Consider the following 22,791-nt stretch of genomic DNA (forward strand, 5'->3'; position numbering starts at 1 on the left):
ATGTGTTCCTTTGCTGTGTCGAGGCCGTCTGAACTGTACTCAGACGGCCTTTCTGTTTAATGGTGCTCGCGCGCGTGGTTGATGGTGTATTTGGGGATTTCTACCACCAAATCTTCATCGGCTACTTTGGCTTGGCAGCTCAAACGTGATTCTGCCTCCAAACCCCATGCTTGGTCGAGCAGGTCTTCTTCGATTTCAGACGGCTCTTCCAAGCTGTCGAAACCTTGGCGCACGATGACGTGGCAGGTGGTGCAGGCGCAGGATTTTTCGCAGGCGTGATCAATTTCGATGTCGTGGTCGAGCAGTAAATCGCAAATGGTTTGGCCTTCGGGCGCGTTATCGATGATTTTGCCTTCGGGGCAGAGTTCGGCGTGTGGGAGTATGGTTACTTTCGGCATGTGTGTTCTCTTGGGATAAAGTTTTTTTCGGGCGTTATGGCAAATAAACTTTATTTCTGCTACGGCGTTGCTGAGCCTTAACTCAAAGAGAGCAACGCTTGTGCAAGCCGCTGAAGCGGTGCTTGCAGCCTTGTATCAAAAATAAGTTTATTGGCTGTATTTTACCCGATGCGGCAGAGGGTCTGCCGGGGTTACTATTAATGTTTTAAATTAAGCGGCAAAAAAACGGGCAAACGGGGTATTGCCTTTGCTGTTTTGCCGACAGGTCGGGTTTATGGTTTGGTTGGCGGATGTTTAAGCCAACAGTTCTAAATGTTCGATCAAAATCGACGAGCCTATCAGTATGAGCACGATACCGCCCAAAATTTCGGCCCGTTTCCCCATCGCTTTGCCGAACAAACGTCCCAAAACGATACCGAGGGCAGACATTAAGGTGGTGGCCATGCCGATTAACAGGGCGGTTGCAATAATGTTGACATTCAGAAACGCCAGGCTGATGCCGACAACCATCGAATCAATGCTGGTTGCAACGGCAGTGGCAACAATCATCAAAAAGCCGTATTTCCCCGATTGGGCTTTACAGTCCGGTTCATTTTGTTGGAAAAGGGCGCCGTATATCATTTTGCAGCCGAGTGCCGACAATAGAACGAATGCTATCCAATGATCCCAATCGGAAATAAATTTTTGAGCCATTCTGCCGCCGGCCCAGCCTATCAGCGGGGTAATGGTTTCGACAATGCCGAAAATCAAAGCGATTTTGATTATTTTCAGGGCATTGGGCTTGTTGATTACCGCACCTTTGACGATGGAGGCGGCAAAGGCATCCATAGACATGGCAAAGGCCAGCACGATAAGGGCGTAGGTGCTCATGTCTTAGATATCTTCTACTTTTTGCCCCGTTAATGCACGTTTGATGTTTCTATCCATGCGTTTGGCGGCAAAGCCGTCGGTGGTGTGGCCGAGGGCTGCGACGGCGTTGCGGATTTCGTCGGCCTTGCCGGTTTCAACAAGATTCTGCAAAGCGGTGATGCTGTCGCGGATGGCGGCAAGTTCGGTTTCGCTTAATAAATCGCCGTCCATTTCCAATGCGGCTTCTACGGCTGCAATCAGGCCTTCGGCTTCTACAACGGCTTCGGCGCGGGCGCGGGCGGCCATGTCGTCGGAGGCGTTCGACATGCTCTCTTTCAGCATTTGCGTGATGGTTTCGTCGTCGAGGCCGTAGGAAGGCTTCACTTCAATTTGCGCCTGCACGCCGGTGGATTGTTCGCGGGCGGACACGGAAAGCAGGCCGTCTGAATCCACTTGGAAGGTAACGCGGATGCGCGCGGCGCCGGCCACCATCGGCGGAATGCCGCGCAAGGTGAATTTGGCTAGGCTGCGGCAGTCGGATACGAGTTCGCGCTCGCCCTGCACCACGTGGATGGTCATCGCGGTTTGGCCGTCTTTAAAGGTGGTGAACTCTTGGGCACGGGCGGTGGGCAAGGTGCTGTTGCGCGGGATGATTTTTTCCGCCAGCCCGCCGTAGGTTTCGAGGCCGAGCGACAACGGAGTAACGTCGAGCAGCAGCCATTCGTCTTCGTTTTTATTGCCCGCCAGCACATTGGCCTGCATCGCTGCGCCGAGTGCGACCACTTGGTCGGGATTAAGGTTGTTGAGCGGCGTTTGGCCGAAAAAAGTGGCCACGGTTTGCTGAACATGCAGCATGCGGGTGGAACCGCCCACCATAATCACGCCTTTTACGTCGGCTTTGCCCACGCCTGCGTCTTTCAAAGCCTGTTTTACCGGCTCGATGGTTTTGGCAACCAGATGTTGCGTAAGGGTGTGGAATCCTTGGCGGGTAACGGTGGTATCGACTTGGCGGCCGTCTGAAAGCACGGTGCGCACGGTGGCGCTGGTGTCGGTAGTCAAGGTTTCTTTGGCGGCACGGGCGAGGCTGAGCAGCAGTTGGCTGTCTTGCTCGTTGAGTTGGGACAAACCGTTTTGTTCGAGCAGCCAGCAGAACAGGCGGTGATCGAAATCATCGCCGCCGAGTGCGCTGTTGCCGTTGGTGGCTTTCACTTCAAACAGCCCTTTGGTGAGCTGCAATACGGATACGTCGAATGTGCCGCCGCCGAGGTCGTACACCACAAACGTGCCTTCCGATGCGTTGTCCAAGCCGTAGGCAATGGCAGCGGCGGTCGGCTCGTTGAGCAGGCGCAAAACGTTTAATCCGGCCAGCCGTGCGGCATCTTTGGTGGCTTGGCGTTGGGCATCGTCGAAATAGGCGGGCACGGTAATCACGGCACCTACGAGTTCTCCGCCGAGGTTTTCTTCGGCACGCTGTTTTAAGGCGCGGAGAATGTCGGCCGATACGTCGATAGGCGTTTTGTCGCCTGCGCGGGTGTGCAGCTCGATGATGCGTTCGTTGCTGCCGAAGCGGTAGGGCAGGTAATGGGGGTCGTGTTTTAAATCTTCCAGCGTGCGGCCGATAAGGCGTTTGGCCGAGCTTATGGTGTTGACCGGGTCGATTTTTTGGGCTTTGAGCGCATCGTAGCCGACTTCGGAGCGGGAGTCTTCGCAATAGCGCACTACGGAAGGCAGCGTTACCCGCCCTTGTTCGTCGGGCAGGCAAACGGCACTGCCGCTTTTAACGGAGGCGACAAGGCTGTTGGTGGTGCCTAAGTCGATACCGACGGCTAGGCGGTGTTGGTGCGGTGCGGCGGACATGCCGGGTTCGGCGATTTGCAGAAGTGCCATGTTTTGTGTGCCTTTGAAAATTTTATTTTTGTCGGCGCGTATTTTAGCAGATTTGCAGAAGGTAGTTGAGTAGTTTTGTCGGGAATTGGAAGGTAGGCCGTCTGAAAGGCCGGTTGAGGCTTGAAAACCGTAGCATGCTGTTGCCGAAAGGTATTGGCTTGATAGTATAAATCAATAGTATGACACCTTTGCCGAACCCTTATCTGCGGCGTATTTCTGCGTTGTGCGCTGCCCGCTCGCTTAGCCTTATATATGAATATGTCTGCACACGCTGTGCTGCTAAGCCTTGAACTGCATCCACATCCGAGGGTTGGCAAAGGTATCGGTATGTTTCTGTAGAAAGGCGCGGATTCGGGTTGTTTAATGTGATTCTTCGTTTTCGTCCAGTGTTTTCAGCCAAGCCAGTTTTTCGCCGATTTTGATTTCCAGCCCGCGCGGTACGGGTTGGTAGAAGTCGGGTTCGTCCAAGCCGTCGGGCATATAGGTTTCGCCTGCGGCATAGGCGTGGGGTTCGTCGTGCGCGTATCGGTATTCGCGCCCGTAGCCCAAGTCTTTCATCAGTTTGGTGGGGGCGTTGCGAAGATGGACGGGTACTTCGTCGCTGGCGTTTTGCTTCACAAACTCACGCATCTGATTATATGCTGTATAACCTGCGTTGGATTTGGCGGCTGCGGCCAGATAAAGCACGGCTTGTGCGAGCGCGAGTTCGCCTTCGGGAGAGCCTAAGCGTTCGTAGGTGGCGGCGGCTTCGTTGGCAATCTGCATGGCGCGGGGGTCGGCCAAGCCAATGTCTTCCCAAGCCATGCGTATGATGCGGCGGGACAGGTAGCGCGGGTCGGCACCGCCGTCGAGCATGCGGCAGAACCAATAGAGTGCGGCATTGGGGTGCGAGCCGCGAACCGATTTGTGCAGGGCGGAAATTTGGTTGTAGAAGCTTTCTCCGCCTTTATCGAAACGGCGGATTTGTGCGCCGAGGCTTTCGGCCAAGAAAGCGGCATCCAGTGTTTTCAGACGGCGTGTGCCGGCGGCGCGCAACAGTTGTTCGAGCAGATTGAGCAGGCGGCGGGCGTCGCCGTCGGCCGTATCGGTAAGTAGCGAACGTGCGTCTTCGGTGAGATCGAAACCGGTGTATTCGGGCAAGGCCAGCACTTTGTCTGTTAGTTGCCGCATGTCTTGCGGATTTAAAGATTGCAGAACATACACTTGGGCGCGGCTGAGCAGGGCGGGGTTAACTTCAAAAGAAGGGTTTTCGGTGGTGGCACCGATGAAGGTTAACAGCCCGCTTTCAACATGCGGCAGAAAAGCGTCTTGCTGGGCTTTGTTGAAGCGGTGGACTTCATCGACGAATAAAATGGTGGATCGGCCTTGTTGCAGAGCCATTTCGGCTTTGTCGATGGCCTCGCGGATATCTTTCACGCCCGAAAAAACCGCCGATACGGGCAGAAACTGGGCGTTGAAGCTTTGTGCCAAAATTCGTGCCAGCGTAGTTTTGCCGACGCCGGGCGGCCCCCACAAGAGCATGGAATGCGGCTTGCCGCCTTCTACGGCCACGCGGAGCGGTTTGCCTTCGCCGATTAAATGTTGCTGCCCGATCACTTCGTCAAGTGAGTGCGGGCGCAGGCGTTCGGCCAAAGGTGCATCGGGTTGGCGGGTGAAGAGATCGGTCATGGCGTGCTTTTCTGTTCAGACGGCCTGTTATTATATAGTCAATCAACTTATTTTTAATACAAGGCAGCAAGGCCGTAGTAAATGTTAAGCTGATTGGCTATGGCGGATAAACAGAGGGCAATGCAGGCAGAAAGCTTCGGGTTGGGTTGAAGGATTTTGCCGCCGTATATAATCGTGTAAGCGGCAGCCTGATGTTGTACAATACCGGCTTGATTGGGTTTCAGACGGCCACTTTGCCGAAAGCCCCGCCGTTTGCCGCAATGGCTCCGAATACCGCTTGCCGGTTGGCTTTAAGGAAGAAAAAACCATGAAGAAAATAACAGGTTTGATGGGTGTTTTATTACTGGGCGGCTGTGTTGCCGGCGGTGACGGCATAGCAAGAACCGACGGCATTGTTAAAACCGTTGTAGAAAACCAATGCCGCACAGAATTGAATAAACGCAATGAATGGAAGCTGGCCGCTTTGGTGATGACGGCGCAGCAGCAACGCGAATGGGAAAACAAAATCTGCGGTTGCGCCAGCGAAGAAGTGCTCAATCAGGTAACAACCGAAGAGCTGATTAAAATCGTTAACCCCAATACACGCGCGCAAACTGCCGCTTCGGTAACGGCCAAAACGGTTACGGCGTGCGTCAAGCGGTTGATGCGTGAGTGAAAATATGATTCAGACGGCCTCTTTGGGTATAGGCCGTCTGAACGGTAAAACGAGCTTTAATTTCCTAACTTTCTCAGAATACAAAAAGAAATCATGAAATATATCAGCACCCGCGGCCAAACCGCACATAAAGCATTCAGCGAAGTTTTATTGATGGGTCTCGCTCCCGACGGCGGCCTGATGATGCCCGAAAGCTATCCGCAGATTGACGGTCAAACGCTGGAAAAATGGCGCGGCTTGAGCTATCCCGAATTGGCTTTTGAAATCATGAGCCTGTTTGTCACCGATATTCCCGCCGACGACCTGCGCGACATCATCAACCGCACCTACACTGCCGAAGCTTTCGGCACGGCAGACATCACGCCGGTGCGCACGCTTTCAGACGGCATCAAAATCCAAGCCCTCTCCAACGGCCCGACGCTCGCGTTTAAAGACATGGCCATGCAGTTTTTAGGTAACGCATTTGAATATGTGCTGAACAAAGAAAGCAAAAAACTCAACATTCTCGGCGCCACCAGCGGCGATACCGGTTCGGCCGCCGAATATGCTTTGCGCGGTAAAAAAGGCGTTCATGTATTCATGCTGTCGCCCGAAGGCAAAATGAGTGCGTTCCAACGTGCGCAGATGTTCAGCCTGCAAGACGACAATATCCACAATATCGCCGTAAAAGGCATGTTTGACGACTGCCAAGACATTGTAAAAGCCGTGCAAAATGACGCTTCTTTCAAAGAGAAATACCATATCGGCACGGTCAATTCCATCAACTGGGGGCGCATTTTGGCACAAGTGGTTTATTACTTTGCCGGTTATTTCAATGCCACCCTCACCAACGAACAAAAAGTCAGCTTCTGTGTGCCCAGCGGCAACTTCGGCAACGTATGCGCCGGCCATATTGCACGCCAAATGGGCTTGCCTATCCACCGCCTGATTGTGGCGACCAATGAAAACGACGTGTTGGACGAGTTCTTTAAAACCGGCGAGTACCGCCCCCGCACCGCCGACCACACGATGGTCACTTCCAGCCCGTCTATGGATATTTCCAAAGCCTCCAATTTCGAGCGTTTTGTGTTTGATTTGGTTGACCGCGATGCTGCACAAGTCGAAGCGTTATGGGCTGAAGTCGGCACAGGAAAAGGTTTCGATTTGAATTGGCTGCTCGAAAAAGTGCATCAACAATACGGTTTCGTATCGGGCAAGAGCCTGCATAAAGACCGTTTGCGTACCATCGCCGAAGTGTATCAAACCGACGGCGAACTCATCGACCCGCATACCGCCGACGGTGTGAAAGTGGCGCGTCAAGTGCGTGAGGCGGGCGAGACCATCGTGTGTTTGGAAACCGCGCTGGCAGCCAAGTTTGAAGACACCATCCGCGAAGCCGTGGGCGACGTGCAGATACCGCGCCCCGCCGGCTTGGAAGGCTTGGAAAAACTGCCGCAACGTGTTCAAGTGGTGCCGAACAATGCAGACATCGTGAAAACCATTATTCGTGAAACCTTAGAAAAAGAAAAATAAAGACATTCAGGCCGTCTGAAAACATATTCGGGCGGCCTTCGGACGATGATGCCTGAAGCACGAAAGCAGCAAGGCAAACGGGCACATGTGCCGACGGGCAAGGGTGCTTCCGCAATATCGGCAAACATTGTGATGAGAAACATTTTTGTTTAAAATTCGGTGTTTGCGCTCAATTTACGGGAAATTGTGCAGAGCAAATGAAAGAACAATCCAATCTGGTTTTATACAAACGCCTGCTGGGGTATCTGAAAGACTACTGGAAAATATTTTCGGTGGCCGTTTTTTCGATGCTGGTGGTGGCGGCAACCATGCCTGCTTTCGGTTATTTGCTTAAGCCTTTGATTAACGAAGGCTTTGTAGATAAAAACATGCAGAAGATGGCTTGGTTGCCGATGGCGATTGTGGGCCTGTTTCTGATTCGCGGCCTGTTTAATTTTCTCAACGAATATTGTACGACTTATCTCTCCAGCCATTTGGTGCAGAGAGTCCGCGGCGAAATGTTCGAAAAAATGATGCGCCTGCCGTCGGGCTATTTCGGCAACAACAGCAGCGGCCGGATCATGTCGCGCATCTTGAGCGATGCAGGGCAGATTACCGAAGCCGGTTTCAACGTGATTACCGTTATTGCCAAAGACGGCGTAAGCGTTATCGGTTTGCTCGGTCTGCTCTTGTATTTGGATTGGAAGTTAACCCTGATTACCTTCGCAATTTTGCCAGTGGTTGCCATCAGCATCCGTTTGGTCAGCCGCCGTTTGCGCAATCTGTCGCAGGTTAATCAAACCTTTCTCGGTCAAATGATGCAAGTGTTGAACGAAAGCATCGAAGGCGCGCGTGTGATTAAGGTTTATGGCGGCCAAAAATATGAAACGGCACGCTTCGAACACGTTTCCGACAATGTGCGCCGCAACACCATCAAACAAGTATCCGCCAGCTCTTTCGGCACAGGTTTTACCCAGTTGATGGCATCGGTGGCATTGGCTGTGATTGTGTATGTGGCGGCGGGTCAGGCAAACTCTTCCGATTTCAGTGCCGGCGACTTTATGGCCTTTTTATCGAGCATGATCATGATGTTCGACCCGATTAAACGGATGACGGGCGTAATGCAGTCGCTCCAGCGCGGTTTGGCGGCGGCAGAAAGCGTGTTCGGTTTTTTGGATGCCCCCGAAGAAAGCGACGGCGGCGGTTTGGCTTTAAGCGCCAAGCCCGGCAACATCGAATTCTGTAATGTTGTACACCGTTATCCCGAAGCAGAACGCAACAGCTTAAACGGTATCAACCTGCTGGTGCCGCAGGGAAAAGTGGTGGCTTTGGTCGGTGCTTCCGGCTGCGGTAAAACCACATTGGCCAATATGCTGCCGCGCTTTTTCGACCCGACGGAAGGCGAAATTCGCATCAGCGGTATTGATTTGCGCGAATTTACGCTGGAAAGCCTGCGTGCGAATATGGCGTTTGTGAGCCAAGACGTGGTGCTGTTCAACGGCACGGTGGCGGCCAATATCGCTTACGGCCGTCTGAACAAAGTGAGCGAAGCCGAGATTATTCAGGCGGCAAAAGCCGCTAATGCTTGGGAATTTATCAAGGCCATGCCCAAAGGTTTGCAGACGGAAATCGGTGAAAACGGCTTAAAACTTTCAGGCGGGCAGCGTCAGCGTTTGGCCATTGCCCGCGCCATTCTGAAAGATGCGCCGATTTTGATTTTAGACGAAGCCACCAGTGCGCTGGATAACGAATCGGAGCGTTTGGTGCAGGCGGCATTGGAAACTTTGATGCAAAACCGCACAACCATCGTTATCGCCCACCGCCTTTCCACCATCGAAAAAGCCGACAACATCGTTGTGATGCACGAAGGAAGGGTTGTTGAGCAGGGAACACACGCCGCACTGCTGGCCAAAGGCGGACGCTATGCCGATCTGCACAGCCTGCAGTTCGATAAACACTCCGAAGATTCAGACGGCACCGTTCAGGCAGCGGTGTGAATAATGATTTTCAGACGGCCTGTCTGCGCGTTCAGACGGCCTTTTCAATTTAATATTAGGAAACCGATAATGGCAGCATTCAATACCCAGAAAGTTTTATCTGTACACCATTGGACAGACGCTTACTTTACCTTTACCTGCACGCGCGACGAATCATTGCGTTTTGAAAACGGGCAGTTTGTGATGGTGGGTTTGATGGTGGACGGCAAGCCGTTGATGCGTGCATACAGCGTGGCCAGTGCCAACTGGGAAGAGCATCTCGAATTTTTCAGTATTAAAGTGCAAGACGGCCCTTTGACCAGCCGTTTGCAGCATTTGAAAGTGGGCGACGAAGTATTGATCAGCAAAAAACCCACAGGCACGTTGATCTGTGGTGATTTGAATCCCGGAAAAAATCTGTATCTGCTGTCAACCGGAACCGGTATCGCCCCGTTTTTGAGCATCACCAAAGACCCTGAAGTTTACGAGCAGTTTGAAAAAGTCATTTTGGTACACGGTGTGCGCTATGAAAAAGATTTGGCCTATTACGACCGCTTTACCAAAGAATTGCCCGAGCATGAGTATTTGGGTGAAATCGTTAAAGAAAAACTGATTTATTACCCGGTGGTATCGCGTGAAGAATATCCGCACCGCGGCCACATTACCGATCTGATGCGCAGCGGCAAGCTGTTTGAAGACATCGGCTTGCCGATGATGAATCCCGAACACGACCGCGCGATGCTGTGTGGCAGCCCGGCCATGCTGAAAGATACCAGCGAGGTATTGAACGAGTTTGGTTTGAAAGTTTCACCGAAAATGGGGCAGCGCGGCGATTATCTGATCGAACGTGCGTTTGTTGACCAATAACCAATAAGCGTAATCCGAGTGTTTGATAAGACGGTTGACTCAAAAAGTTTATCATCTTGTTAAGAAAGCACGAACCATAAACAGGCCGTCTGAAATAATATTTCAGACGGCCTGTTTATGGTTCGGCTGCTTAATCGGCCGGCCGTGAGTGTTTCGTGCACATATCGTCAATCAGCTTAACTTTAATAGCAAAACCGTCATGCTTGGGGCAAGCCTGATTATGACGAACGCACTATTTTCAAGTTGATTGACTGTCATAAATTAAATTTCAAAACTGCTTTCCTGATGGGTATTGCGTATCATGCCGGCAGCTACCGTGTGATTGGTGGCTTCATCTATCAAAATGAACGCGCCTGTGGCAGGGTTTTCATTGTAAGCCGTTGCATTGAGCGGCTGCTGGGTTTTCAAACTCACATTGCCGATGTCGTTTAAATGGAGCTGTTGTGCCGATTGAACACGGCTTAAAGTGTGAACGTCCCATATATATGAAATTTCGCTGATTTTTGCCGGAGTGGTTCGTGTGCCTTGTTTTAAAAGATATTTGCGTCGCAGATTGAGAGGGTTTTCATCAAACCAACATAACGCAGCTTGAAAATCCCGACTGGGAATGATCGGATTGTCGGCAGAAACAATGCTGTCGCCGCGAGAGATATCAATGTCGCTGTCTAAGGTTAGCGTCAACACATCTCCGGCTTGGGCGGAATCGGTTTTGCCGCCGGGAAGATGAATCTCGGCAATGCGGGCGGTTTTGTTGTTGGGCAATACCCGGATTGCGTCTCCCGTATTCAGACGGCCTGCTTCCAAACGGCCTTGGTAACCGCGGAAATCATCGCTGCTGCTGCCGTCTTGCCGGGCTACACGCTGCACGGAAAAATAGGCGGGCAGGTTATCGGTTTCCGTTTGTGAGGCCGGCAGGCTTTCCAACAGCGGCAGTAAAGGCAGACCTTCATACCACGGTGTGTTGGGGCTGGTATTGACTATGTTGTCGCCGTTCAGCGCACTAATGGGAAGAAAATGTATATCGGCTTTTATGCCGATGCGGTCGGCTAGGTTTTGGTAAGCCTGAGTAATTTTTCGGTATTTTTGTTGATTAAATTCAAGAAGATCAAGTTTGTTGACCGCTACGATGATGTTCGGGCAGCCCAGCAGTTTCAAGATGGCGCTGTGACGTTTGGTTTGGGGTAGCAATATGGGATTTTCATTATCGAAGTCCACGCGGGTGGCATCTATCAAAATAATGGCTGCATCTGCGGTGGAAGCTCCGGTAACCATATTGCGTGTGTATTGTTCGTGGCCGGGGGTGTCGGCAATGATGAATTTGCGTTTGGGCGTTGAAAAGTAACGGTAAGCAACATCGATTGTAATACCTTGTTCGCGCTCGGCTGCCAAGCCGTCGGTAAGGCTGGCAAAATCGGGAGTGGTACCGTTTTGTGCGGTTTGATCAAGTTTGGCTATTTGGTCGGCCAGAAGGGTTTTGCTGTCGTAAAGCAGGCGGCCGATAAGGGTGGACTTGCCGTCGTCAACGCTGCCGGCGGTGATAAAGCGGAGCAGGGGTGCGGTGGATGTGTTCATATTAAAATCCTTTTTTCAGATGGCCTGTTATCTGATGGTTACTGTAAACAGGCCGTCTGAAAAAAGGAAAGAATGGTTCGTTTTAATTTAAGATGATTTTGTTATATTGGAGTTGAAAATATTGTATTTCTGTGAAATGGCCGTCTGAAAAATAATGAAATCGCCCACGGGTTTAACGGCAAACAAAATCCCCTGATTGGAAACTGTAAACGGCACCAATCAGGGGATTTTTCAAACTGAATGTTTGTTAACACGTTTGATTTCAGACGGCCTCAATCAAGAAAGCAAGTGGGCAACACCGGCTTTTTCTTCTTCCAACTCTTTCAGAGTTACATTGATACGCTCTTGACTGAATTCGTCGATTTCCAAACCTTCAACCAGTTTGTATTCGCCGTTTTCGCAAGTAACCGGGAAGCCGAACATAGTACCTTCGGGAATACCGTAAGAGCCGTCTGAAGGAATGCCCATGGTCACCCATTTACCGTTGGTGCCCAATACCCAGTCGCGGATATGGTCGATGGCGGCATTGGCGGCCGATGCGGCAGAAGATAAGCCGCGTGCTTCAATAATGGCGGCACCGCGCTTGCCTACGGTCGGCAGGAACTCGTTGGCATTCCATTCTTGGTCGTTGATCATGTCTTTTACGCTTTCACCGTTGATGGTGGCAAAACGGTAGTCGGCATACATAGTGGGAGAGTGGTTGCCCCACACGCACAGTTTTTCGATATCTGCCACAGCTTTGCCGGTTTTCTCGGCGATTTGGCTTAATGCACGGTTGTGGTCAAGGCGCAGCATGGCGGTAAAGTTTTTGGCAGGCAGATCGGGAGCAGACTTCATGGCGATGTAGGCATTGGTGTTGGCAGGGTTGCCCACTACCAATACTTTTACATTGCGGTCGGCAACTTTATTCAGCGCCGCACCTTGTTTGGTAAAGATTTCGGCATTGGCCAGCAGTAGGTCGGCACGCTCCATGCCTTTGCTGCGCGGGCGCGAGCCTACCAAGATAGCAATCTGCGCATCTTTAAAAGCCACTTCGGGGTTGTCGGTAGTGAACATGTCGGCCAGCAGAGGGAACGCGCAATCTTGAAGTTCCATCATCACGCCTTTAACGGCATTTTGCGCTTGGGGCAAATCCAATAATTGCAGAATAACGGGCTGGTCTTTGCCTAACATTTCGCCGCTGGCAATACGGAACAGCAAAGCATAACCGATTTGACCGGCAGCACCGGTAACTGCAACACGAACGGGTGATTTCATACCAAAACTCTCCTGGGTGAATTTGTGATTGTGATCAAATAATAAAAAATGATTCAGACGGCCTCGTCACCAATATCCGGCTAAAATTTATCAAATAATGTGCGAGTACAGTTGAAGCATTGATTTTAAGAATGTCATCAAGGGTAAGCAAAATGATTAGAAACCATTTTGTATCCGTGCAAAAAAGCCTTTAATAATTTAATAATCAGACGGACGATTAAAACGATTAAAACCTTTTTTGCAACGCCGTATCATACCAAATTTACACAATGGGGCAATAAAATTTTGTAATTGCTTGAAACCGCAAACAAGTATTTTTTATGCCGTGTGCAAGTATTTTTGTTGGGTTTCAACATCCGCTTTTGTTTTGATTTTTCAGGTTCTCAGTGAAAAACCGATAGAAAAATCAGGCTAAGTTAAAATTTTATGTGCCTAAATCAATTATAAAAATTTATTGTTCTTTAAAGCCGCCATAAAATTCACAAAAAACTCTAATAAAAGACTGGTCAAGCAGTTGCAAAACATGTAAATTACGTCTTAACGTAGTTTTATGTAGCTTGTTGTAGTCCGAGCGCATAAACCTGCTTTTTGGTTTGAGTTTTTGAGAAAAATATACTGTGTAAAGAGGATATTGAAATGCAGACGAAGCAGCGCCCTGTGTTCCTTGAAATCCCCAATATCAGATTACCGATACCCGGGATTGTTTCTATTCTGCACCGCATCAGCGGGGTTCTTTTATTTTTGAGTCTGCCCCTTTTGCTGTGGTTTCTTGCCGGTACGTTGAGCCGTGAGGCTGCATTTGAAACTTACCGTTCCGTTGTTTCCAATCCGTTTGTGAAGCTGGTATTGATCGGCCTTTTGTGGGCTTATCTGCACCACTCTTTTGCCGGCATCCGTTTCCTGTTGTTGGACGCCCATAAAGGTCTGGAGCTGCAAACCGCCCGTGCCACCGCAAAATTGGTGTTCGTGGCAGCATTGGTTTCAACAGTAGCATTGGGAGCATGGTTATGGTAGACCGCAAATTGGCCGGTGCCCACTACGGCCTGCGCGATTGGGCGATGCAACGTGCAACAGCTGTTATTATGCTGATTTACACAATTGCTTTTATCATCTTTTTACTTGCCTTGCCGGGTGATTACGATTCATGGCAGGCATTTTTTGCGCAAACATGGGTTAAAGTATTTACCCAAGTTACTTTCGTCGCACTGTTTCTGCATGCCTGGGTAGGTATCCGCGATTTATGGATGGATTACATCAAGCCTTTTGGTTTGCGGTTGTTTTTACAAGTAGCCACCATTATTTGGCTGGTAGGTTGCTTGGTTTATTCGGTTAAAGTAATTTGGGGTATTGTATGAGTTTTCCTGTTCGTAAATTTGATGCTGTTATCGTTGGCGGCGGTGGTGCCGGTTTGCGTGCCGCCCTACAGTTATCTAAATCCGGTTTGAATACCGCTGTATTGTCTAAAGTTTTCCCTACCCGTTCACATACCGTGGCAGCCCAGGGGGGTATTTCTGCGTCGTTGGGTAATGTGCAGGAAGACCGTTGGGATTGGCACATGTACGACACCGTAAAAGGTTCGGATTGGTTGGGAGACCAAGACGCAATTGAGTTTATGTGCCGTCGCGCTCCCGAAGCCGTAATTGAATTGGAGCACATGGGCATGCCCTTCGACCGCGTGGAGAGCGGTAAGATTTATCAGCGTCCGTTTGGCGGTCATACGGCGGAACACGGTAAGCGTGCCGTTGAGCGTGCTTGCGCAGTAGCCGACCGTACCGGCCATGCTATGCTGCATACGCTTTACCAGCAAAACGTGCGTGCCAATACCCAGTTTTTTGTGGAATGGACTGCTTTGGATTTGATCCGAGACGATAACGGCGATGTTGTCGGCGTAACCGCCATGGAAATGGAAACCGGTGATGTTTACATTTTCCACGCAAAAGCCGTCTTATTTGCAACTGGTGGTGCCGGTCGTATTTATGCTTCGTCAACCAATGCCTTCATGAATACAGGCGACGGATTGGGTATTTGTGCCCGTGCAGGTATTCCTTTGGAAGATATGGAATTCTGGCAATTCCACCCGACCGGTGTTGCCGGAGCCGGCGTATTGATTACGGAAGGTGTGCGTGGTGAAGGCGGTATTCTGCTGAATTGCGACGGTGAACGTTTCATGGAGCGCTATGCGCCTACCGTAAAAGATTTGGCTTCGCGCGATGTAGTTTCCCGTGCGATGGCAATGGAAATTTACGAGGGGCGCGGTTGCGGCAAAAACAAAGACCATGTGTTGCTGAAAATCGACCATATCGGTGCAGAAAAGATTATGGAGAAACTGCCGGGTATCCGTGAAATTTCTATCCAGTTTGCCGGTATCGACCCGATTAAAGACCCGATTCCCGTCGTGCCGACTACACACTACATGATGGGCGGTATCCCGACCAACTATTTAGGCGAAGTAGTTGTTCCTCAAGGAGATAATCCTGAAGCTGTGGTGAACGGTTTGTATGCCGCAGGTGAGTGTGCCTGTGCTTCCGTGCACGGTGCGAATCGTTTGGGTACCAACTCGTTGTTGGACTTGGTTGTGTTCGGTAAATCTGCCGGTGACAGCATGATTGAGTACATTAATAAGCAAGACGGATGGAAAGAGTTGCCGAATAATGCGGGCGAATTAACCAAACAACGTTTGGATCGCCTGAACAATCAAACCGGCGGTGAAAACGTAGATGAATTGCGTCGAGAGTTGCAACGCACTGTCCAGTTGCATGCAGGCGTATTCCGTACCGATGCTATCTTAAAAGAAGGTGTGGAAAAAGTATTGAAACTCGCCGAGCGTGTTAAATACACCGAAATCAAAGACAAGAGCCAAGTATGGAATACTGCGCGCATTGAGGCTTTGGAACTGGATAACTTAATGGAAGTGGCGAAAGCGACTCTGGTTTCTGCCGAAGCGCGTAAAGAATCACGCGGGGCACATGCTTCAGACGACCACCCTGAACGTGATGATGAAAACTGGATGAAACACACGCTTTTCTATACTGCCGACAACAGCTTGTCTTACAAACCGGTTCATACCAAACCGCTGACCGTTGATTATATTGAGCCGGCTAAGCGCGTTTACTAATAATAAAAGGAACACAACACATGGAAAAAGTACGTTTTCAGGTGTATCGCTATAATCCTGACGTAGATGCCAAACCTTATATGCAGGACTATGAGCTCGAAATCGAGCCCACAGATGTGAAATTGCTGGATGCTCTCGTTAAACTGAAAGCAATAGATGACAGCCTGTCTTTCCGTCGTTCCTGCCGTGAAGGTATTTGCGGTTCAGACGGCATGAATATCAACGGTAAAAACGGCTTGGCTTGTTTAACCGATATCCGCAGCCTGAAGCAGCCGATTAAACTGCGTCCTTTACCCGGTTTGCCGGTCGTTCGTGATTTGATTGTCGATATGACTCAGTTTTTCAAGCAATATCATTCAATCAAGCCGTATGTTGTCAACGATACGCCCGCGCCGGATCGTGAACGCTTGCAAACTCAAGAAGAACGTAAAGAGCTCGATGGCCTTTATGAGTGCATTTTATGTGCATGCTGTTCTACCGCTTGCCCCTCGTTCTGGTGGAATCCGGATAAATTCGTAGGCCCGTCAGGATTGCTGAATGCATATCGCTTCATTGCAGACAGCCGTGATACTATTACTAATGAGCGTTTGGATAATTTGAACGACCCTTATCGGTTGTTCCGTTGTCATACTATTATGAACTGTGTTGACGTATGTCCGAAGCACTTGAATCCGACCCGGGCTATCGGTAAGATTAAGGAAATCATGTTGAAACGAGCAATATAAGATGCCTGTTTTTGATGAAGCTGCAAAACGCAGAATACAGTATCAAATGCGCCGTGGACTTCTCGAGTTGGATATCCTGCTCGGGAAGTTTATGGAAAAAGAATTCCAGAATCTCAATGATGAAGAGCTGGCTGTTTTTGTTGAAATTTTAGATTTGCCCGACCAGCAGTTTTTAGCTTTGGTAAATCAAAAAGAACAGACAGAACACACCCGTTTCCTTCCTCTTCTGGAAAAAATAAGACGTGCTTAAGTTTTATTTGAAGCCGTCTGAAAACAGCAAAGCCGAATTTAATGATAAAGGTAATGCACTGAGTCTAACTTCAACAGAAAAATAAAGGAGCAAGAGATGTCCAAAACGATTAAGTTGCAAGCCGATGGTAAAGAATCGTTGGAATTGCCGATTTTAGAAGGTACTTTGGGTCCGGATGTTGTTGATATCCGGACTTTCACCAAAGGAACCGGCATGTTTACATTTGATCCCGGCTTTGTATCTACTGCAAGTTGCGAATCAAAAATAACCTTTATTGATGGTGATAAAGGCCAGTTATATTACCGTGGTTACCCGATTGAACAGTTGGCTGAAAACAGTGATTATTTGGAAACCTGCTATTTGTTGATTTACGGCGAGTTACCGACTGCCGAACAAAAAGCCAAGTTTGAACACACTGTTTCGCGCCATACTATGATTCATGAGCAATTGACTTGGTTCTTCCGTGGTTTCCGTCGTGATGCACATCCCATGGCAATGATGGTGGGCGTAGTAGGTGCGTTGTCTGCATTCTATCAAGACAGCTTGGAAATCTCTGATCCTGAGCACCGTAAAATTGCTATTTACCGCTTGATTTCTAAAATCCCGACCATTGCTGCGATGTGTTACCGCTATTCCAATGGTTTGCCGTTCAATTATCCACGCAATGATTTGTCTTACACGGCCAACTTCATGCACATGATGTTTGCCACTCCTTGCGAGAATTATGAACCTAACCCTGTTTTAGTGCGTGCCTTGGATCGCATTTTCATTCTGCATGCCGATCATGAACAAAATGCTTCTACTTCTACCGTTCGTTTGGCCGGTTCTTCAGGTGCAAATCCCTTTGCATGTATTGCAGCGGGTATTGCCAGCTTGTGGGGTCCTGCACACGGCGGAGCGAATGAAGCCGTGTTGAAGATGCTGGATGAGATCGGTGATGTTTCAAATGTTGCATCGTTCATGGAAGGCGTAAAAGAGCGCAAATACCGTTTGATGGGCTTTGGACACCGTGTGTACCGCAATATGGATCCGCGTGCAAGCATCATGCGTGAAACCTGTTATGAAGTATTGAAAGAGTTGGGCTTGGAGGATGATCCTCAATTTAAATTGGCAATGGAATTAGAACAAATTGCCTTGAACGATCCTTACTTCGTAGAACGCAAACTGTATCCCAATGTAGACTTCTATTCAGGCATTGTATTGTCTGCATTAGGTATTCCGGTATCAATGTTTACCGTGATTTTCGCATTGGCACGTACAGTAGGTTGGATCTCTCATTGGCATGAGATGATCAGCGATCCTAATCAAAAAATCGGTCGTCCGCGTCAACTCTATACGGGGGAACCGCGCCGAGATTATGTATCAATCGATAAACGCTGATATTTCTCATTGTTTTAACCCTTGGTCTGTAAAGCAGGCCAGATACGGGTGTGTAATTAAATTACCTTTAAAAACAATGTAGAAAATATTAGCTAACTTAAAACGTAGAGAGTAGAATGGTGATATTTTCAACAGACATGGATTTATGTCATGAAAATAAGGATTCTACTCTCTAATTATATTCATTAAAGGGCAACACTCATGATGGAAGACAAGCTGAATTTTTCTTATTTATTTGGCTCTAATGCACCCTATATAGAAGAATTATATGAAAATTTCTTGAATGATCCGGAATCTGTGGATGAAAGATGGAAGCAATATTTTACTGATTTGGCTGCGCAGCCGGGGGGTGTAGAACGTGATGTTGCCCATCGTCCTATTCAAGAATCATTTGCCAATTTGGCAAAAAAACGAGCTACTGCTGCCATCGCAGGAACGTTAGACGAAAACATGATGAAAAAGCAGGTCGGCGTATTGCGCATGATGTCTGCTTATCGCATTCAGGGTGTCGGCGCTGCTGATCTTGATCCGTTAAAACGCATGCCTCCCCGCAATCTTGATGCTTTAGATCCTAAATTTCACGGATTGGATGCTTCTGATATGGCTGTCCAATTCAGTGTCGGTAAAGGCGACTTTGCCGGTAGTGACAAAATGGTGTTATCGGATATCGTAAGTAAGTTGAAACAGACTTATTGCGGTCACATCGGTATTGAATATATGTATATCGAGAATACCGAAGAGCGCCATTGGATCAGAAATTATTTTGAAACTGCCTTGTCTACGCCTAAATACAATGCAGATGAAAAACGTTTTATCTTAAAGCAACTTACTGCCGCTGAAACTTTAGAGCGTTATCTCCATACCAAATACGTCGGTCAGAAACGTTTCTCTGTCGAAGGCGGTGAAAGCGCTATTGCCGGTTTGAATTATCTTGTTCAGAATGTGGCTAAAGATGGCGTGGAAGAAGTGATTATCGGCATGGCTCACCGAGGCCGTCTGAACGTGTTGGTTAACACTTTAGGCAAAAAGCCCAGCGATCTGTTTGCCGAATTCGAAGGCCGCGCTGCGGCAACCTTGCCTAGTGGCGACGTGAAATACCACATGGGCTTTAGTTCGGATATCGCAACTTCTCACGGTGCAGTTCATGTTACCTTGGCATTTAACCCGTCTCACCTTGAGATTGTTAATCCGGTAGTGCAAGGTTCGACTCGAGCCAAACAGCGCCGCCGCGGAGAGAACGGCCAAGGGCAGGTATTGCCTGTGTTGATTCACGGCGACTCAGCATTTATTGGTTTAGGCGTGAACCAGGCAACATTCAATTTATCGAAAACCCGCGGTTATACAACCGGCGGTACGATTCATTTGGTGATTAATAACCAAATCGGCTTTACAACATCCGATACCCGTGATGTGCGCTCGACAGTTTATTGTACAGATATTGCCAAAATGGTTGAGGCACCTGTGTTCCATGTGAATGGAGATGATCCTGAGGCAGTGTGTTTTGTTGTTCAAGCCGCTTTGGATTACCGTAAAAAATTCCATAAAGATGTTGTGATCGATTTGGTATGTTATCGCAAGCTGGGCCATAACGAAGGTGATGACCCGACTTTGACTCAGCCGATGATGTATAAGAAAGTAGCCCAACATCCGGGTGTGCGTTCGCTTTATGCCGATAAACTGGTTGCAGAAAATGTGATTCAAGCAGATGAAGCCGAAGGTTTGATTCAGGCTTACCGAGATGCTTTGGATAAAGGCGAGCATGTCGAACAAACACGCTTAACCGATTATGAAAGCAAACACAGGGTAGATTGGTCTAAATATCAAGGCCAAGATTGGCGTGAAAAAGTAGAAAGCGGATTGCCTGTTTCAGACATCAAACGATTGGCCGATAAATTCACACAAGTTCCCGAAGGTTTTGCGTTGCACAATACGGCCAAGCGTGTGTTGGAAGCGCGTAAATCCATGTCGGTCGGCGAACAGCCTATCGATTGGGGTATGGCCGAAACATTGGCTTATGCGGCATTGGTTACCAACGGTATCGGTGTGCGCATTTCCGGTGAAGATTCGGGTCGAGGCACATTCTCACACCGCCATGCCGTGCTGCACGACCAAAAACGCGAGAAGAGCGATGACGGTGCTTATGTGCCCTTGAGAAACATGTCTGAAGGACAGGCTTCGTTTTTGGTAATCGACTCTATTCTGAATGAAGAAGCCGTTATGGCTTACGAATACGGCTTTGCTTGTTCGGCTCCTGATAAGCTGACTATTTGGGAAGCACAGTTCGGCGACTTTGCCAACGGTGCCCAAGTCGTGATCGACCAATTCATTTCTTCAGGCGAAACCAAATGGGGTCGTTTGTGCGGCTTAACAACGATTCTGCCGCATGGTTACGACGGCCAAGGCCCCGAGCACTCTTCTGCACGCTTGGAGCGTTGGTTGCAGTTGTGTTCAGAAGAAAACATGCAGATTGTTATGCCGTCTGAAGCGTCTCAGATGTTCCATATTCTGCGCCGCCAAGCATTACGTTCATACCGCAAGCCATTGGTTATCTTTATGTCTAAACGCTTGTTGCGTTTTAAAGATTCAATGAGCCCGTTGGAAAACTTTACCGAAGGTTCGACTTTCCGTCCGGTTATCGGCGATACCTTGGAGCGTGCAGATAACAATAGCGTGAAGCGCGTGATTCTTTGCTCCGGTCAGGTTTATTACGATTTGGTGGCAGGCCGTGCGGAACGTAAGCTTGAAAACGATATTGCCATTGTGCGCGTAGAGCAGCTTTATCCGTTCCCATACGACGAAGTTAAAGCCGAATTGGATAAATTCCCGAATGCCAAAGATGTGGTTTGGGCGCAAGAAGAACCCCGCAACCAAGGTGCTTTCCACCAGTTGCGCCACCGTATCGAAAAAATCTTGGGCGAGCAGCAAAAGCTCAGCTATGCGGGCCGTCCGGCCAGCGCTTCTCCAGCTGTCGGCTACATGAGTAAACACATTGCCCAGTTGAAACAGCTTGTTGAAGATGCAATGAATCTGAACTAACCATTCGGGCCGTCTGAAAACGGTTTAAACGGTTCAGACGGCCTTCACTACCGGAGAATAAAATGATTGTTGAAGTAAAAGTACCTGTGTTATCTGAAAGTGTATCTGAAGGCACATTGATGTCTTGGCACAAAAAAGTAGGCGAATACGTTGAGCGTGATGAGATTTTGATCGACGTGGAAACCGATAAAGTGGTTTTGGAAGTTCCCTCGCCGCAAGCAGGTGTGTTGGTTGAAATCGTTGCACAAGACGGTGAAACCGTAGTGGCGGAGCAGCTGCTGGCCAAGATCGACACCGAAGCCAAAGCAGAAGCTTCTGCGCCTGCCGCAGAAAGCAAACCTGCCGAAGCCCCCGCCGCCGCTCCTGCGGCATCTAACGCCCAAGCCGGTGTGGCCATGCCTGCCGCTGCCAAACTTGCCGCCGAGAAAGGTGTCGATATCGCTTCCGTACAAGGATCCGGTCGTGACGGCCGTGTATTGAAAGAAGATGTCCAAAATGCTTCCGCAGCACCGAAAGCGGCTGCACCTGCCGCTCCCGTTCCTGCCGGTGTGCGCCCCGAACAGCGCGTGCCGATGAGCCGTTTGCGTGCCCGTGTTGCCGAGCGTTTATTGGCTTCTCAACAAGAAAACGCCATTTTGACTACCTTTAACGAAGTCAACATGAAGCCGGTTATGGATTTACGTGCCAAATACAAAGAAAAATTCGAAAAAGAGCACGGCGTGAAACTGGGCTTTATGTCGTTCTTTGTTAAAGCCGCCGTTGCAGCACTGAAAAAATTCCCGGTTGTGAATGCCTCTGTTGACGGCAACGACATCGTTTACCACGGTTACTTCGATATCGGTATTGCCATCGGCAGCCCGCGCGGTTTGGTTGTGCCGATTCTGCGTGATGCCGATCAAATGAGCATTGCCGATATTGAAAAAGCCATTGTGGATTACGCCGTAAAAGCCAAAGACGGCAAAATCGCTTTAGAAGATTTAACCGGCGGTACTTTCAGCATTACCAACGGCGGTACTTTCGGCTCGATGATGTCTACCCCGATTATCAACCCGCCCCAATCAGCTATTTTGGGTATGCACGCTACCAAAGAACGTGCAGTTGTGGAAAACGGTCAAGTAGTGGTACGCCCGATGATGTATCTGGCACTGTCTTACGACCACCGTATCATCGACGGCCGCGAAGCGGTGTTGACTTTGGTAACCATCAAAGACTTGTTGGAAGATCCCGCACGTTTGCTGCTTGACCTGTAAGCGGTGTAGCCGGATACATGGTTTCAGACGGCCCGGGCATTTAATCTGTGCCGTTTGAAACCGTGCTTATAATTAAAAATAAAGTAATACAGTAAACATATTGGTTTCGGGCGTTTGCTCGAAGATTTTGGAATGTTCAAGGGGGCTCATGAGATACTTTTTGTTTTGCGCCGTATGTTTTTTGAGTGCGTGCGCTTCGACAAACAACGAGCAATATTTGGTATCTGCTTATGATGCAAAAGGGCGCTTGCTGACCAAACGCGTGGAATTGGGCAGCAATAAGGCAGGCGTTCCTTTGGTACGCGACACATTGTGCAAGGTTTATCCCAAAGCCGTTATCCGCGTACATGAAAAAACCAGCAAACAGTTGGCTAAAGATTTTCAACCGTATTCATGCCGTTAAAATAATCAGGCC

19 protein-coding genes and 1 pseudogene are annotated in these 22,791 nt (G+C 49.2%); 14 read left to right on the top strand and 6 right to left on the bottom strand.

The genetic code is table 11. The annotated features are described in order from the left end of the window. Nucleotides 1-56: 56 nt before the first annotated feature. The 3 genes from fdx to hscA form a co-directional block, all read right to left on the bottom strand. Nucleotides 57-398 carry an ISC system 2Fe-2S type ferredoxin gene (gene fdx / locus LVJ88_RS04305; protein ID WP_054598540.1) on the bottom strand — a complete coding sequence of 114 codons (342 nt, stop codon included), beginning with the start codon at nucleotides 396-398 and terminating at the stop codon, nucleotides 57-59. Nucleotides 399-692: 294 nt separating this feature from the next. Continuing rightward, nucleotides 693-1,268 (bottom strand): manganese efflux pump MntP, encoded by a 576-nt coding sequence (locus tag LVJ88_RS04310; protein ID WP_054598541.1) that lies wholly within the window; start codon nucleotides 1,266-1,268, stop codon nucleotides 693-695. 3 nt (nucleotides 1,269-1,271) lie between these two features. Then, complete coding sequence (gene hscA / locus LVJ88_RS04315; RefSeq protein WP_085417730.1) at nucleotides 1,272-3,134, bottom strand: Fe-S protein assembly chaperone HscA; 1,863 nt, start codon at nucleotides 3,132-3,134, stop codon at nucleotides 1,272-1,274. A 179-nt stretch (nucleotides 3,135-3,313) separates the two neighbouring features. On the opposite strand from hscA, the pseudogene LVJ88_RS04320 reads away from it, so the two are divergent. Beyond that, a pseudogene (locus LVJ88_RS04320) lies at nucleotides 3,314-3,473 on the top strand (lipoprotein signal peptidase). Nucleotides 3,474-3,494: 21 nt separating this feature from the next. Here the strand turns inward: LVJ88_RS04320 and LVJ88_RS04325 are convergent. Beyond that, a complete protein-coding gene (locus tag LVJ88_RS04325) occupies nucleotides 3,495-4,802 on the bottom strand; it encodes a replication-associated recombination protein A (protein WP_085417731.1) in 1,308 nt (435 codons plus the stop codon). 307 nt (nucleotides 4,803-5,109) lie between these two features. Here LVJ88_RS04325 and LVJ88_RS04330 point away from each other — a divergent pair, with 307 nt between their 5' ends. The 4 genes from LVJ88_RS04330 to LVJ88_RS04345 all read left to right on the top strand — a co-directional run bounded on the left by LVJ88_RS04330 (nucleotide 5,110) and on the right by LVJ88_RS04345 (nucleotide 9,791). Next, on the top strand, nucleotides 5,110-5,457 hold the full coding sequence (locus LVJ88_RS04330) for a hypothetical protein (protein ID WP_054598544.1): 348 nt from the start codon (nucleotides 5,110-5,112) through the stop codon (nucleotides 5,455-5,457). Between the two features lie 93 nt (nucleotides 5,458-5,550). After that, nucleotides 5,551-6,969, top strand: coding sequence for a threonine synthase (thrC, locus tag LVJ88_RS04335; RefSeq protein WP_085417732.1), 1,419 nt, complete (start codon nucleotides 5,551-5,553; stop codon nucleotides 6,967-6,969). A 197-nt stretch (nucleotides 6,970-7,166) separates the two neighbouring features. Then, entirely contained in the window at nucleotides 7,167-8,945 is a 1,779-nt protein-coding gene (gene msbA / locus LVJ88_RS04340; RefSeq protein ID WP_085417733.1) for a lipid A export permease/ATP-binding protein MsbA, read from the top strand. A gap of 69 nt (nucleotides 8,946-9,014) precedes the next feature. Next, nucleotides 9,015-9,791 (top strand): ferredoxin--NADP reductase, encoded by a 777-nt coding sequence (locus LVJ88_RS04345; RefSeq protein WP_054598547.1) that lies wholly within the window; start codon nucleotides 9,015-9,017, stop codon nucleotides 9,789-9,791. Nucleotides 9,792-10,052: 261 nt separating this feature from the next. Here the strand turns inward: LVJ88_RS04345 and LVJ88_RS04350 are convergent, their stop codons facing one another. Both LVJ88_RS04350 and LVJ88_RS04355 read right to left on the bottom strand, forming a co-directional pair. Continuing rightward, nucleotides 10,053-11,363, bottom strand: a complete 1,311-nt coding sequence (locus LVJ88_RS04350; RefSeq protein ID WP_085417734.1) for a sulfate adenylyltransferase subunit 1 — start codon at nucleotides 11,361-11,363, stop codon at nucleotides 10,053-10,055. 276 nt (nucleotides 11,364-11,639) lie between these two features. Then, the gene (locus LVJ88_RS04355) at nucleotides 11,640-12,620 is read right to left on the bottom strand and encodes a malate dehydrogenase (RefSeq protein WP_085417735.1); all 981 of its coding nucleotides are present in this window, start codon (nucleotides 12,618-12,620) and stop codon (nucleotides 11,640-11,642) included. A gap of 636 nt (nucleotides 12,621-13,256) precedes the next feature. Here LVJ88_RS04355 and sdhC point away from each other — a divergent pair. The 9 genes from sdhC to LVJ88_RS04400 all read left to right on the top strand — a co-directional run bounded on the left by sdhC (nucleotide 13,257) and on the right by LVJ88_RS04400 (nucleotide 22,779). Then, complete coding sequence (gene sdhC, locus LVJ88_RS04360; RefSeq protein WP_085417736.1) at nucleotides 13,257-13,634, top strand: succinate dehydrogenase, cytochrome b556 subunit; 378 nt, start codon at nucleotides 13,257-13,259, stop codon at nucleotides 13,632-13,634. After that, nucleotides 13,628-13,975, top strand: a complete 348-nt coding sequence (sdhD, locus tag LVJ88_RS04365; protein WP_054598687.1) for a succinate dehydrogenase, hydrophobic membrane anchor protein — start codon at nucleotides 13,628-13,630, stop codon at nucleotides 13,973-13,975. The genes sdhC and sdhD overlap by 7 nt, the downstream gene beginning before the upstream one ends. Beyond that, the gene (gene sdhA / locus LVJ88_RS04370) at nucleotides 13,972-15,735 is read left to right on the top strand and encodes a succinate dehydrogenase flavoprotein subunit (protein ID WP_054598551.1); all 1,764 of its coding nucleotides are present in this window, start codon (nucleotides 13,972-13,974) and stop codon (nucleotides 15,733-15,735) included. Before sdhD ends, sdhA begins: the two co-directional genes overlap by 4 nt. Before the next feature lie 20 nt (nucleotides 15,736-15,755). After that, the gene (locus tag LVJ88_RS04375) at nucleotides 15,756-16,460 is read left to right on the top strand and encodes a succinate dehydrogenase iron-sulfur subunit (RefSeq protein ID WP_085356387.1); all 705 of its coding nucleotides are present in this window, start codon (nucleotides 15,756-15,758) and stop codon (nucleotides 16,458-16,460) included. A gap of 1 nt (nucleotide 16,461) precedes the next feature. Further along, nucleotides 16,462-16,710 (top strand): FAD assembly factor SdhE, encoded by a 249-nt coding sequence (locus LVJ88_RS04380; protein ID WP_085417737.1) that lies wholly within the window; start codon nucleotides 16,462-16,464, stop codon nucleotides 16,708-16,710. Nucleotides 16,711-16,806: 96 nt separating this feature from the next. After that, nucleotides 16,807-18,090 carry a citrate synthase gene (gene gltA / locus LVJ88_RS04385; RefSeq protein ID WP_054598554.1) on the top strand — a complete coding sequence of 428 codons (1,284 nt, stop codon included), beginning with the start codon at nucleotides 16,807-16,809 and terminating at the stop codon, nucleotides 18,088-18,090. A 201-nt stretch (nucleotides 18,091-18,291) separates the two neighbouring features. Next, entirely contained in the window at nucleotides 18,292-21,126 is a 2,835-nt protein-coding gene (locus tag LVJ88_RS04390) for a 2-oxoglutarate dehydrogenase E1 component (protein WP_085417738.1), read from the top strand. 62 nt (nucleotides 21,127-21,188) lie between these two features. Beyond that, nucleotides 21,189-22,376, top strand: coding sequence for a 2-oxoglutarate dehydrogenase complex dihydrolipoyllysine-residue succinyltransferase (odhB, locus tag LVJ88_RS04395; protein WP_054598556.1), 1,188 nt, complete (start codon nucleotides 21,189-21,191; stop codon nucleotides 22,374-22,376). 148 nt (nucleotides 22,377-22,524) lie between these two features. Continuing rightward, the gene (locus LVJ88_RS04400; protein ID WP_125940191.1) at nucleotides 22,525-22,779 is read left to right on the top strand and encodes a hypothetical protein; all 255 of its coding nucleotides are present in this window, start codon (nucleotides 22,525-22,527) and stop codon (nucleotides 22,777-22,779) included. Nucleotides 22,780-22,791 lie beyond the last annotated feature (12 nt).

The organism is Neisseria dumasiana (genome assembly GCF_022870885.1).
GTDB lineage: Bacteria > Pseudomonadota > Gammaproteobacteria > Burkholderiales > Neisseriaceae > Neisseria > Neisseria dumasiana.